At 70.9% G+C, this 13,145-nt stretch carries 13 protein-coding genes and 1 pseudogene; 10 read left to right on the forward strand and 4 right to left on the reverse strand.

Annotation, left to right across the window (positions count from 1 at the left end; genetic code table 11):
- Positions 1-147: 147 nt before the first annotated feature.
- The 4 genes and pseudogenes from ACZ3TI_RS34550 to ACZ3TI_RS34565 all read right to left on the reverse strand — a co-directional run bounded on the left by ACZ3TI_RS34550 (position 148) and on the right by ACZ3TI_RS34565 (position 5,432).
- On the reverse strand, positions 148-879 hold the full coding sequence (locus ACZ3TI_RS34550) for a VC0807 family protein (protein WP_465733356.1): 732 nt from the start codon (positions 877-879) through the stop codon (positions 148-150).
- A 272-nt stretch (positions 880-1,151) separates the two neighbouring features.
- A pseudogene (locus tag ACZ3TI_RS34555) lies at positions 1,152-1,394 on the reverse strand (transposase); the annotation flags it as partial.
- 137 nt (positions 1,395-1,531) lie between these two features.
- Complete coding sequence (locus ACZ3TI_RS34560; protein WP_465733358.1) at positions 1,532-1,888, reverse strand: CU044_2847 family protein; 357 nt, start codon at positions 1,886-1,888, stop codon at positions 1,532-1,534.
- On the reverse strand, positions 1,881-5,432 hold the full coding sequence (locus tag ACZ3TI_RS34565) for an nSTAND1 domain-containing NTPase (RefSeq protein WP_465733360.1): 3,552 nt from the start codon (positions 5,430-5,432) through the stop codon (positions 1,881-1,883). The genes ACZ3TI_RS34560 and ACZ3TI_RS34565 overlap by 8 nt, the downstream gene beginning before the upstream one ends.
- 658 nt (positions 5,433-6,090) lie before the next feature.
- On the opposite strand from ACZ3TI_RS34565, the gene ACZ3TI_RS34570 reads away from it, so the two are divergent.
- From ACZ3TI_RS34570 to ACZ3TI_RS34615, 10 genes are all read left to right on the forward strand, one after another.
- Complete coding sequence (locus ACZ3TI_RS34570; protein WP_465733362.1) at positions 6,091-6,717, forward strand: hypothetical protein; 627 nt, start codon at positions 6,091-6,093, stop codon at positions 6,715-6,717.
- A 1,066-nt stretch (positions 6,718-7,783) separates the two neighbouring features.
- On the forward strand, positions 7,784-8,068 hold the full coding sequence (locus ACZ3TI_RS34575; protein ID WP_465733364.1) for a hypothetical protein: 285 nt from the start codon (positions 7,784-7,786) through the stop codon (positions 8,066-8,068).
- Between the two features lie 255 nt (positions 8,069-8,323).
- Complete coding sequence (locus ACZ3TI_RS34580; protein ID WP_465733366.1) at positions 8,324-8,512, forward strand: hypothetical protein; 189 nt, start codon at positions 8,324-8,326, stop codon at positions 8,510-8,512.
- Positions 8,513-8,831: 319 nt separating this feature from the next.
- Positions 8,832-9,182, forward strand: a complete 351-nt coding sequence (locus tag ACZ3TI_RS34585) for a cysteine peptidase family C39 domain-containing protein (protein WP_465733368.1) — start codon at positions 8,832-8,834, stop codon at positions 9,180-9,182.
- 7 nt (positions 9,183-9,189) lie between these two features.
- On the forward strand, positions 9,190-9,579 hold the full coding sequence (locus ACZ3TI_RS34590; protein WP_465733370.1) for a hypothetical protein: 390 nt from the start codon (positions 9,190-9,192) through the stop codon (positions 9,577-9,579).
- Positions 9,576-10,049, forward strand: coding sequence for a protease inhibitor I42 family protein (locus tag ACZ3TI_RS34595; RefSeq protein WP_465733372.1), 474 nt, complete (start codon positions 9,576-9,578; stop codon positions 10,047-10,049). Before ACZ3TI_RS34590 ends, ACZ3TI_RS34595 begins: the two co-directional genes overlap by 4 nt.
- A gap of 224 nt (positions 10,050-10,273) precedes the next feature.
- On the forward strand, positions 10,274-10,651 hold the full coding sequence (locus ACZ3TI_RS34600; protein WP_465733374.1) for a hypothetical protein: 378 nt from the start codon (positions 10,274-10,276) through the stop codon (positions 10,649-10,651).
- The gene (locus tag ACZ3TI_RS34605; RefSeq protein WP_465733376.1) at positions 10,636-10,959 is read left to right on the forward strand and encodes a hypothetical protein; all 324 of its coding nucleotides are present in this window, start codon (positions 10,636-10,638) and stop codon (positions 10,957-10,959) included. Before ACZ3TI_RS34600 ends, ACZ3TI_RS34605 begins: the two co-directional genes overlap by 16 nt.
- A 236-nt stretch (positions 10,960-11,195) precedes the next feature.
- Positions 11,196-12,059 carry an LLM class flavin-dependent oxidoreductase gene (locus ACZ3TI_RS34610; RefSeq protein ID WP_465733378.1) on the forward strand — a complete coding sequence of 288 codons (864 nt, stop codon included), beginning with the start codon at positions 11,196-11,198 and terminating at the stop codon, positions 12,057-12,059.
- 306 nt (positions 12,060-12,365) lie between these two features.
- On the forward strand, positions 12,366-13,010 hold the full coding sequence (locus ACZ3TI_RS34615; RefSeq protein WP_465733393.1) for a helix-turn-helix domain-containing protein: 645 nt from the start codon (positions 12,366-12,368) through the stop codon (positions 13,008-13,010).
- The last annotated feature ends 135 nt before the right edge of the window (positions 13,011-13,145 follow it).

Genomic DNA, 13,145 nt, shown 5'->3' on the forward strand with positions numbered 1-13,145 from the left:
GGTGGCGAGAGGATCGCTGGTGGTCCGGTGATGGTTCAGACGAGTTATGCGGGCTGCGGTCTGTGATGTTCGGTCAGGAAGGAGGGCGGCGGGCCGGGATCTGTCGCCGCCGGGCCGCCGCCGGTGCTGCCCGGCGCCACGCTGACCTCACGCGACGGTGATCACGGGGTCCCCGGGCGCGGGATCCTCCGTTTCGAAGCGCTCTGCCACACCGGACACGGCGGCCTCGGCCTCGGCCTCGACCAGCTTCTCGATCCGGTTGTGGAACGGCGCACCGGCGATGAAGGCCACGACGAACGCTCCGAGCAGGAAGACCGTTGACAGCCAGGCCATCATCGACACCGGCAGCGTGTAGGCACCCACGACCCGGGCCGCGCACTCACCGACCAGCGACAGGCCCCAGGCCAGCGTGAACCCCCGCTCGGCCCGCCGGAACCGGGCCGACCCCACGCTCAGCCGGTCCCACGCCGCGATCCTGACAGGCTCGCCCTTGGTGAGAACGGGCTTGAGCCCCGCGCTCACCATGGGCTGCCCGGCGAAGGCCGACCAGACCATCGCGATGCCCACCACGCTGCTCAGCGCGCCGTCCTTGGCCACCGCCAACCGGGCGTCCCCGGACACCAGCGACAGCCCGATCCCGGCCGTGTTGACCAGCAGCATCAGACCGGCCAGCCCGTTGACCGACCGCCGGGAGACAAGACTCGCCACCGTCCGCACCACCGGCAACACGCTGCTCAACACGAGCGAGACGATCTGGCTCAACCCGAGCACCGAGTGCAGCAGATAGGAGACAGCCAGCGGAATGCCGATATCCACCACCAGCGGACGGAGGACCAGCATCACGGTGCTGGTCGGCGGCGTGGTGGGCTTCTTGTCCATGGCTTTGTCTGCTCCTCTGCCGGGTGCTCGGCGACTGTTCGTGTGCGCCCAGCCTGCCGTGCGGAGCCGACTTCCCGTCAGTGCCTCCTGTGCCCGGATCCGTATGACAGCTGTCACTATGAATTGCTGACGGACCGAAGACCCCGCAGGTCGGCAACCGTCTTGTGGTGCGAGTGTGCCTGTGGCCGGCCGAGACAGACCCCTGGACGGAGCCGGCACTCACCGTGTTGGACAGCCGGGAGGCGTTCGGCTGCGCCACCCACTAAGAGGAGCTAACACAAGGCTCGGCCGCGTCGGTAGGTGATTACGCAGCAGGCCAGCTTGAGGAAGGCCTCGTGGATGTCGTCGCGGATGTCCCAGCGGATCCGCAGGTGTCGGAAGCCGTGGATCCAGGCGTTCGTGCGCTCGACGACCCACCGCACGGCTCCGAGGCCGGAGCCGTGCGGTATGCCTCGGCGGGCGATCACCGGCTTGATGCCCCGCTTCCACAGCAGGCGGCGGTACTTGTCGTAGTCGCCCGTAACGGAAGCCCACAGCCGCTATCTACACGGCGTTGGTACTAGCCTCAGGCGACCACACCCCCACCAACGTGACAGCGCCCTCTCCCGGCACCCCGGACCTTCGAGGGTTGGAACAGCCTGACGACGTACCGCTATGCGTCCGGCGCGGGGGTGTCGGTCCGCTGCCAGGTCAGCTTGATCGCGAAGTTGCCCTCGGCCGCTGTCTTGGCGATGACCGCGCCCGCCTCGGCGTTGATCTTCACACCGAGTTCCACCTCCACGCTGCTCGGCGGGCTGGGCAGCGTGGTCAGCCGGTCCAGCAGGGCTGCGGCCGCGGCCCGGACCTGGTCGAAGCTCTCGGCGAGGGTCCGCGTGGCGGTCCCGACGATCTCGCCCGGCCGAGCGGCGCGCACGATGCCGGAGGCGGCCGTGTCGACTTCCAGTACGACCTGCCCGGCGGCGTCCGAGTCGCCCAGGGGCACCCGGATGAGCTGTGTCGCGTCAGCCATGCTTCTCCTTCTTCCACGTGCACAAGGACCCCCGGTACGCACCGGGCGGCAGCTTCTTTGAGGCGGCGGACGGCAGCGTCTCGTCGACCATGACCCGGCACAGTTCGGACAGCCAGTGCTCGGCCTCGGCGACCGAGGGAACCTTCTCGGTGTTCTGGTGCCGAGCGGGCAGCCGGCGCACCGGATCGCCGCCCGTCGGGCCCACGACGGCGATCACACCCGTGTCGGTCATGAGCACGGACATGGCCTCGTCCGAGCCGAGGAGGTCGACGGTCCATCTGCCGTCGAGCGGGACGATGGGTCCGTCACCGGACAGCGCCCCACTCGGCACACCCTCGGGCGACGCGAAGGCCAGCACTCGCGAGCTCCTGGCCGGCACCGCGACGTGGGCCACCGCCGCCTGCTGAGTGTCCGTGCTGTCGCTCAGCACCTTGCCGCTCGGGAGTTCACGGACCACCAGCCGGTGGCTCACCGTCAGGTCGGTCTGCTTCGTCTCGACGGCCGCCAGCCGGCCCAGGTCCGGGCTCACGTCCACCGCGAGCGTCAGCGTGTCCGTGCCGACCCAGTGGAACAGCTCCCTCGCGACCGGGGCCTCACCGCGCAGGTCCCACAGTTTCGCCGACACGGTGCCCGCCCCGCTCAGTCCGGAGGCGCCCGTGAGGGTGAGCACGGTGTCGCCTCCTGCGCCCAGCCAGATGTCGTCGACGGACTCCGGGATGGCGGGCATCACCTTCCTGATCCGACCGTCGGCCGTGTCCCAGAGGACGAGCCGGCCGGCCCGCCCGAAGAGGCCGGTCTGACCCAGCAGCACCGAGCCGTCGGGGGCGAAGGAGAACCGGGCGTACTGCGTCGGCATGGTCAGCCCCGGCACGTCGGCCAGGTCGGGAAGCTCGGGCAGTTGCAGGCCGGGAACGCTCGGCAGATCGCCCGAGTGCGGGAACGGGTCGCCCGCCGGGGGGCGCTCCAGCTCCCGGACCTTCCCGGTCCGCACGTCGTACAGCGCCGCCGGCAGCCCACGCGGGTCCGGCAGCGCCGTCGGAGCCCCGGCCGACAAGGGCATCGCCGACCGTCCCATGGCCACCAGGGAACCGTCCGGACTCACCGCCGTGACACTCGCCGGCTGACCGGTCGGATCCCGGTGCACCCCGGAACCGTCGACACGGACGACCACGACCGTGCCGTCGGCCGCCCGTGCCGCGATCACCCGGCCTTCGGAGTCGGCGGTCGACGAGGCGGCCGCACTCCACAGCGGTTCGGTCAGGAGCGCGTCGACGCTGCCGTACCGGGGCGCGATCACGTCGGCGAAGCCGTACCGTGCGTACATCTCGCCGAGCCGCGTACGGGTCTGCTCGGTGTCCTGGGTGCGGTAGGCCCGCAGCGCCAGCAGCAGCGCGGTGTACGAGGAGCCCAGATCGCCCGGATTACCCAACTGCTCGGAGTCCCGCGACTGCTGGACCAGCACCTGCGACGCGGTGGTGGCCGCGTCCTGGCTGATGTCGTTTCGCCACGCCCAGGTGCCCAGTCCCGAAATGAGACTGAGCGCGACCGTGAGCGAGATGAGAATGGTTCGGCGGCGGCGCGATCCGCCGACGCTGGCTTCGACGAACTCCAGCTCGTCGGGGCGCAGTTCGTCCCGCCGACGGGAGAGCCAGTCCCGGGCGTCACGCAGCTCGGCTCCCCGCAGCAGGCGGTGGCCGGACCGATCGTCCGCCTCCCACAGGGCGATCCGCCGCCGCAGGTCCTCCTGCCAGACGCGGAAGTCGCGATCCGCCGCGAAGAAGTCGCGCAGCCGGCCCCAGTGCGTCAGCAGTACCTCGTGGGCCAGCTCGACGGTCTCCTCGGGCGACCCGTCGGCCGGACGGAACTCCTCGCCGGGAACGATCAGCCGAGTGGTCAGCAGACGCTGGGCGATCCGCCACTGCCCGGGGCTCAGCTCGGAGCGGGCAACGGTGCGGCGGGTGGGTACCGTGCCGTCGCCGCCGGGGTGGACGAGCTGGACGAGCAGCCCGCGGGCCGCCAGGTGCTCCTCCTCGGTCAGGCTGCCCGTCCAGATCTGCTCCGCGTGGGTCACCAGCGCATCGCTGACCCTGCCGAGGGCCTCGTACGCGGCATGACCGATGACGCTCCGCCGCTGGCGCTCCCAGAGCTTGGTGAGGGTGAACTCCAGTAGCGGCAGGCGGCCCGGATCGCTCCCGAGGTCGCCCAGGATCCGGTCCACCAGGCCCGGCTCGTACGTCACGCCGGTGTGCTCCAGGGGCCGGACGACGGCCGCGCGGAGCTCCACGTCGGTCATGGCACCCACCGTGACCAGACGGTCCCCGCCGAACAGCGGCGCCAGCCCCGGATGGGTGAGGGCGGCGGTCAGGAAGTCGCTGCGCAGGGTCGTCACCACGCGCAGCCGGGCCCCGGGAAGCAGGGCGGTGCCCAGCGCGGACGCCAGGGCGTCGACGTCCGCTCGCTCCGTGCCGATGAGGACCTCCTCGAACTGGTCGGCAACCAGCAGCAGCCGGTCCTTGCGCTGCCGGGCGAGTATCCGGTCGACGACGGCCGGCAGCCGGCCGTTGCGCAACAGATCGGTGAGCCTGGGGAGTTCGGCCAGACGGGCGGTCTCGGTCAGGTCGGGTTCGAGCCGTGGGAGCAGAGCCAGCGCCAGGGCGGCGAGCGGGTTGCGGCCCAACTGCCCCGGGCGGAACACGACGATCTCGAGATCCTCGCGGTCCCGCAGCCTCGGCAGCACACCGGCGTACAGCAACGACGACTTGCCGCAGCCGGACGGGCCGACCAGGCTGATCGCCGGTGCCCAGCCGAGCAGGTCGGCGATCCGGCGGGCCGGCTCCTCCCTGCCGTGGAACAGACCGGAGTGGCGCTCCTCGAAGGGTTCCAGCGACCGGAACGGGCAGGCCGGCAGCGCCGCTTCGTCGAGAGCGGGCCAGCTCCTCCGCAGCGTCTCGGTCGGGATCACGTACGCCGTGCGCACGTCCGGTCTGCTGTTGGCCGCCACGACCATCCCGACCACGCCGCCCTCGGCGACGTCCCACACCGGCGCACCGGAGAACCCGGACTCCACCCGGTGCTCGCTGGCCGGGTCGGTGTCGTACTGGAACCACCCGGCGCCGGTGCGGCCGCGCAACCAGCCGACGCTCCAGGCGCCGTCGTCATGGGTGTCCGGGAAGCCGAAAGTGCGTACTCGGCGGTCCGGGCCAGCCGCGTGCTCCACCAGCCTGCCGACGGTCGCCTTGGCGGGCGCGGGGGAGAGGAGCCGGAGAACCGCGACGTCCCCGGACCCGTCCGGCCGGATCGGGGTCCACGAGCCGATCTCCACCCGGATCCGCCGACCGGGGCCGGCCAGCGGGAAGTCGATCTCCAATCGCCCGGCCGGCGGCTCCGCTGCATCGGACGGTACACCGAGTGCCCTGGCCACCACGTGCGCGCAGGTGATCACCTCTCGCTGCCCGGCGAGGAAGCCGGCCCCCTCCGGTCGACCGTCCGCGCCGAGGATTCTCACGACCGAGGCGTCGCTCGGTGCCGCGTTGCCCGATCCCATCAGCCTCACCCCCCGTCGCGGCATTCTTACAGAACGTCAGATCAGTTGTCAGTACGCGGTGTTGGCTGACTTCTGCGGCTCGATTCGTGCGCGACGGGTGAAGCGCGGGGGCACGCGGTCGCGGTCAAGGCCACCAGCAGCGACGCTGAACCTTTCGGCTCCGGGCCCGAGGCCCGCAGGTAGTGCAGCAGCCTCGGGACGTCAACGACCTGTCCGGGCGCGGTGGCGTCGGCCGCGTGGGCGGCGGGGTCGGGTCGGGGCGTCCAGCGGCCATGCCGGCCCGCTTCCGTCCCGGGGGCCTGGCAGTGGTTCCGCTGCCCGGGATGCCATGGGTGGCCCTGGCGTTGGCGCGGCGGCGGTGTGACACTCCGGCTGCCAGGCCATCCGCGCTCCTCGACGGGAGCGACCATCCTGACCGGAAACACGAGATCGCGGAAGAGTTGTCACCCACATAACCGCCGAAGCGCGCGAACGCCTGGCGGTGGCAGTCGAAGGACGTCGCGAGGTCCTGGCTGGTGGTGAAGCAGCAGAACGGGTCGCGTGAGTACGACAGCGTCATGTGGAACGAGTAGCCCACGACGGTTGAGTACGCATACTCAAGCGCCCCTGCGGGTCCCGTGCCTACGGTCACGGGACGGAGCAGGACAGGGGAGGCGGAGTGTTCGACAAGGGGCTGGCGAAGGGTTGTCTCGGGGCCGTGGTGGGTCTCGCCGGCCTGGTCGGGGTGATGTTCGCTCTCCAGATCGGTGTGTGGTGGTCCCTCGGATCCGTCGACTACTCGTCCAAACCCGGGCCCGAGACCGTCCGGCACACCCCGGAGCAGTTCCAGGCACTCAGCGAGCGGACCGTCCAGGACACACTGGGGAGCCTGAACCCCGGCCTGGTGCTGAGCGACAGGGGCTGTACCGTCAGCCGGTACGAGCCGCGCCCGGACGGCACACCGAGCAAGCTGTCCACCGTCGACCGGCGTTTCACCGCCCGTACCAGGATCAGCGCGTCCCATCGGCAAGAGCTCAAGGACCGAATCGAGGCTGCATGGCGGCTGCGCGGCTACCAGCAGAAGCCGCCGGCCTGGACCCCGAGCAGTCCGGACGAGGGCCCGGACTACCTCAGCGCTGAAACCTCGGAGGGAATCGCGGTCTGGGTCGCGCTCTCCCCGGGACCGGACGGGACGGTCACCCTCACCATGTCCATCAGCGGCTCTGATGTCGCGTACGCTCCGGACAACGCCCGACCGCTCTCGCCCCTGACACCGGACACCGAGGACCCCTACTGGTCGCACTGAGCCGAGCAGGCCCGGCCCCCCGGTCAGCCGGCCGAACGTGCGTCGCCGGTTCTGACAAACCGCGAGGTGGTGGAGAGGCACGTCCCGGAGGCCGGCCGTGGGCCCGCGGCCGCCCGTCGAAGGGCACTCGATCGCTACGTCCAGCGGCTGCGTCGGCGTGATGACGCACTTCCATCTGCCGGCGCATGGCCCCCGGTGCCGAGTCGACCGGACCCGGTGCCCAGCGCTCCCCGGCCGCCACCGCCGTGCCCAGTCCCCCGGGGTGCTGATCCTCGAATCCCATTTTTGTCGGGCTATGGCTTGGCCGGTCTTCTGGCCGGTGTCCGGGGGCTGAGGTGCTGGCACAGCCCATGCTGGCGGTAGGCGCCGTCGACGCCGGTTCCGACTGCGTTCCAGAAGGGCTTGGCGGAGTGCATGTGGCCGCCGAGGGTGTGCCAGGCGATGCCGGGGTGCTCGGTGCGCAGTGGGCGAGGCTGGCGGCCGCGAGACCGAGCCGTTGGAGGGCGAGGGCCTCGTGAGTGCGCTATAGGGGCTGTGGCGTCTGCCGAGGCGGCCCCGGGTGAGCCTCGTAGTCCCGCGCGAACTCGCCGGCCCGCCAGCCACCGAGCCCGACGAACAGTGCTGGCGCCTGGCCTGGCTGCGCACCGGCGGCACGTGGCGTTCGGCGCTCGTCACCGCCCGCCGCCGCCCGGGCCTACATTTGCCGTGGGAGCTGCGCTGCGCCTCCAGGCCCCGCAAGGCGCGATTGCTTCGGCCGGACGAGCACCGCGGGGTTGCGCCCTGCGGCGGCGACGACGGAGCGGCTGCCAGTGGCGGGCGACGAGGTTCCCGCAGTCGCCCCTCTGGCGTAGCTGCGGCGCCCGCCCCCAGGCGAAGTCGGCGGGCCGGAGCCGGAGCTCGGTTGAGCCGGGCGCGGAGCGGATCTGGGTGTCTTCGCCCGCGGATCTGAGTATCCGTCCGCTGCCGGGCCCTGGAACGAGCCGGAAGCATGGATCGCATGAGCGACGTGATTCGTGCCGTGAGCCGTTCGACCGGACCTACCCGCGGGAACTGGTGGAAGGCTCCGATGATCTCCAGCCTGGTGAGTGGGGCTCTTCTGCCGCCGGTCAGGGGCCTGCGGGGCTTCGCCGAGATGGCGACCGACCCGTGCAATGGACCGCGCGACTGCCCTGCGACCTACGCGCACCTGCACTTCGCGGACTACTCGCTGGTCGCGGTGGTGGTTCTGATCGTCCTCCAGTGGCCGGCGGCCTACCTGCTGCCCAAGGCGCGGGTGGCGATCTCGCTCGCCCCGGCGGCGGCGCTGGCGGTGGTCCTGCTGACGATTCTCAGCATCAAGCCCGGGGCCTAGCAAAGCCGACCGCCAGCGCGATCGGATCACGGGCGTGCTGCCCGCCGACATCACTGAGCAGCTGGTAGCGGGATTGACGTTATGCTGTCAGGCGGTCTACGGACCGTATCGGGGGGATTGGCGAGATCATGGGTAGCGATGGTGCCGGGACGGGGTTCAGTGCCCACCCGGAGAAGCTCGGGGACGTGGGCGACAAGCTGGTCGGGGCCAGCGGGGACGTGGGCCGGTGTCAAGGAGACCCTGGGCAAGCTGAGCATGGCCGACCCCGCCGTTTTCGGTGAGTACGCGGGCGACGCGTCGAAGGCGTTCTGGTCGGCCTGGCAGGATGAGCTCCAGGTGAACGTCGACGCGCTGTCGGACCTGGGCGGCAAGGTCCACACCACCGTGGCCAACTACGCCAAGACGGACCACGGCGTCCAGCAGCAGTACCAGCAGGGGGCCTGACGGTGCCGGACCTCGACGACCCCCGCTGGCTCACTGAGCGGATCGCCCCCGTGCAACTCGAAGCGGTGTCAGCCCAGACAGCGGGGACCGGCTACAAGGGCGCCACCTGGGACCAGGGCCAGCACGACACCTGCGTGGCCGCCTCGACGGTGACCGCCCGGGCGATGGTCGACCCGCTGTTCGCCTTCCAGCTCACCACCGGCGGCCACCCGGACGACCCGGCGTACGACAACGGCCCGGCCTCGAAGGAGCGGTGGGAGAAGGAGACCAACCGGGTCTACGACACCCGCTCCTTTATGCACCTGTGGAAGGGCGGGATGTGGACTGGGAGTCCCAGAACATCGCCGACGACGAGATCGCCAAGCACACCGGCGCGGAGTACCACAACGTGGACCTCGACAGCCACGACAAGCGCCAGAACGCGCTGGCCGAGATCGAGCAGAAAATCGACGAGGGCAAACCCGTCCCGCTGTCCGCCCACGGCGGAACCCTGCTCAACCCCCACGGCCACCAGATGATGATCACCGGGCACCGGGGCGACCAGCTGGAGATCTACAACCCCTGGGGCTACACCGTCTGGGTCAGCGAGAGCGACTTCATCAACAACCACATGCAAGGCGCGTCCGACGACAGGCACCCCGAAGTCAGAAGCGTTCGAATGCCCCAGTGAGGCCGAAATGAGCACCCCACAACCCCAGAGCGACAGCCAGCTGGCCGAACTGGACGTCGAGATCCTGCTGCGCTTCGGCCTGCCGAACCCGGGACCGCACCGCTCCACCCTGTTCGGCGACGGCGCGGTGGCCGCCGCGATCACCGTCGACCGGCTCGGCGTGCTGCCGCGCGCCCTGGTCTTCCTCGGCGAGGTGGTCCGCGCCGGCGGCACCCGCTTCGCGGCCGAGCTGCCTGAGCCGCTGCCCGGCCCCGCGGCCGCAGTGGCGCGCGGCTGGCTGACGGCCGCCGCCATGGTCGTCCAGGACCCGACGGGGGACCAGCTGGTCGCCCGCTGGCTTGACGCGGTCGCCGCCGTGCTGGCGCTGCGTGTCACCCACCGAGAGGCGAACTCATGAAGCGGAGGTGGCGCCGAGTCCTGCTGGCGGTGGCCGCAGTGCTGGCTGTCGCGGCCACCGTGGGCACGGTGGCCATTCACCGGATGACCACCGGCAGACTCGACCACGGCACGGTGTTCACCCAGACCTCGGGACAACTCACCGTCAAGCCCGGAGAGTTGTTCTCGATCGAGGTGTTCGCCTACCGGGAGGCGGGCGACAACTGGACCATGGCCACCCCTAGCCCTGACCCGGCCATCGTCTCGGCCGCCGGCGAAGAGTACGTCGACAACTTCGGCATCAAGGACCTGCTCGGCTTCGGTGGGACCGGAGACCTTGGCACGGGCGGCCACTACTACTTCACCTTCCGCGCCCAGAGCCCCGGCCGCACCACCGTCACCGTGCACGTCGACTTCCGCGACCAGGCAGGCTGGACGTTCTCCGGCGGACCGGAGCGGACCAAGCGCCAGTTCACCATCGACGTCCGCTGAGCCGCCCGCGTCCAGCTGCTAACAGCCGTGGAAGTACGTGACGCTGCGGGTGCGCTTGCGCTTACAGGCCGCGGGCAGCCAGCCCGGCTTGCCCTGCTCGGCCAGCAGCTGCCCGCGCTGGCTGCATCAACCTGCCCCGGAGGACTGCCTCGTGTGCGACGATCCGCAGACCGATGGGATGGAGGCCGGCTGCGGAGCAGCCGGGTGGGGCGTACGAGCAGGCCGTGGAGATCGCCGCGACGGACGCCCGTGCGGATGTGGTCGAGGTGGTGGCGGCCGCGCTGGAGACCCTCGGCGGGGATGGCCGCGATGTTCGGCTGGGAAGGCTGCTGTGGTACTTGGCCGATGGGCTGCGCGGGCTGACGCGCGGTGATGCCGTCGTGGATGTGCTGGTGGGAGCGGTCGAAGTGGTCTCGCTGGCGCTGGCGCTGGCGGCGGAGCGTGGGGCCTGGGGGCGGGATGAGGTCGTGCGGATCACCGGCGGTGAGTACCAGGGCCGGTCGGGCTGGTCGACGTCCCGGTGTGGCAGCCGGACCACGAGGGCCGGGACGTCGTTCCAGGTCTGCCTCGCGCCTACCGGGTCCGGTTGGACGGGGCCCTGACGGTGGAGGTGCCGGCCGGGGACCTGCGGCTGGCGACGCCGACGGACGACCCGGAGGTGTTCCTCGACATCGCCTTCCCCAGCGTCTGGTTCGGGTGCGTGGTGTGGGGTGACCGGATCGTGCGCTGGCACGCCGAGCGCTGCCCCGGCGAGTGGGCGCCGGTCGACCTCGGGCCGGACCCGATGGACACCGTGGGCAAGGCCGCGCTCCTGGTGTCCGGCCGACCAAGGTCAAGTGCCCAGCTCGCCAGCCAGGCGCGCCAAGCCCACAGATCACCGGGGTGCGGCGTCGGCCGCCAGAGGGCTTAGTGGTCCGTTCCGGAAGTCCTTCGGGGGTTGACTTCGGAATCGGTCCTGTGGATGTTGTCTGGTCAGATGTCGGGTGTGTCGACGGTCGGGGCCCCAGGTCGTGGCCGTAGCAGCAGCCGGGGGCTCACTCGTGATACGGAGCCCGACGGGTCAGTCCCGCCAGTCCATCTACGGTTCGGGAAATCCGATGGAGCGCGCGGCTTGCCCCTTCGCGGCCAGCTGCGCATCCTGCTGGGATGCGCTTCTCCATCAACATCCCCAACTTCGGTGACTTCGCCGACCCCCGTAACGTCGCGACCGTCGCGGCTGCCGCCGAACAGGCTGGCTGGGACGGGGTGTTCGTCTGGGACCACGTCCTGCATCGACAGCACCAGGGGCGTCCGTTCGCAGACCCCTGGATGCTGCTGACCGCGGCCGCGCTGGCGACCTCCCGGATCCGACTGGGTACCCTGCTGACGCCGGTCCCCCGTTACCGTCCACAGCAACTCGCCCGCCAAGTGGCCACCCTGGACCACCTCAGCGACGGCCGGGTGATCTTCGCCGCCGGCTTGGGCGGTCCGATCGAGGACGAGTACCGCAGCTTCGGCGACGCCGCCGGACCTCGTCTCCTGGCCGAGCGGCTGGACGAGGGCCTGGAGCTGTTGAGGCGCTTCTGGTCCGGCGAGCCGGTGAACCACCACGGCCAGCACTATGAGGTCCGGGATGTGACGCTGCTGCCCGCCACCGTGCAGCGGCCCTGTCCGCCGGTGTGGATCGGCGGGTTCTGGCCACGTCGCGCGCCCATGCGGCGGGCAGCGCGGTGGGACGGCGCGGTGCCGCTCTTCGAGACGGCCCGGCATGGTCATGTACCGGATGCGGCAGAGGTGCGGGATCTGGTCGACTATGTACGCAAGCACCGTACAGCCGAGGCCGAGCGTCCCTTCGAGTTCGTGCTCGGCGGTGCCACACCTCCGGACGTGGCCAAGGCGAAGGACGTGATCGGTCCGCTGTACGACGCCGGCGCCACCTGGTGGGACGAGCGACAGGTCCAAACCGGTCCCGACCTGGACCGCCTGCCGCCAGTACTTCGCCGTATCGAGGCGGGGCCGCCGGTGCTCTAATTAACCGTTCGAGGGTGGGATCGTGGGAATGTCGCGACCGCTGACAGTCAGACAATGCGCGCGTGCTCGCCGAGTTGCAGCGCCAGCGAGAGCCTGGTCGATTCCGCAGGGGTGGCCATGACCGCCATCCCGCCCGAGCGACCCGGGAGCGGACACGGCAGGCTACAACCTGCCGTGATCCACTTCTCCCGATCGGCTCGCCTGCTTTGCCCGTTGCCCCGGCCCGCCCGGTAGCCCCCACAGCCGCCGAACGCCGGCGGCTGAAGAAGATGGCCTACGGTTCACAAGACCGAGCACCGGCTGCGCCTGCGTGCGCAGGTCGTGCTGCACGCCGCGCGCGGACGCTCCAACGCGCGCATCGCCCGCGAGACGGGACTGCACCTGGACACCGTGCGCACCTGGCGGGGCCGGTTCGCCGAGCACGGCCTGCCGGGTCTGACCGACCGCAAGCGCGCCGGCCGCCCGCGTGTGTTCACCGTCTTGCAGACCGCCCAGGTCACGGCGCTGGCTTGCCAGCTGCCCGCCGAGAGCGGGGTGCCGCTGGCTCGCTGGTCGGCCCCGGAGCTGGCTCGCGAGACCATCGAGCGGGGCATCGCCGCGTTCGTGTCGGCCTCCACCGTGCGCCGCTGGCTGGCCGAGGACGCACTCAAACCCTGGCAGTACCGCTCCTGGATCAGATACTTCATCGGTGCAGCCATGGCAGAGGCTCCCTTCTCACGGCCAATCAGGCCATGCCCGGCAACCTTCCGCACCTCGGGGGAACCTCACTGCGGCAGGTCTGGGTCCAGCAGTACTGGATCGACGAGCACGGCACTCTGCGCTGGCGCGGACCGAAGCAGACCCGCGACCGGCAGAGCCGACGCCACACCGCCCGCCGGACGACTTCCTCGGGGGCAGCCGCTGAGGGAAGACCCGATCCGGAGACAGCGCGTGTCCCCTGGTCGTTGGTGAGATCGTCTCCCCGCACGACCCCCGGGCGCGCTACAGCCACGTGGATGCCGAATGTGAGGGCTGGCCTGGTGGCCGAGTGGCTGGCTTGGTGCGACGGCCGGACGGGCGGTCCAGGTGAGCGGGGCTTGTCGCGCT

The organism is Kitasatospora sp. NPDC023120, assembly GCF_055560835.1.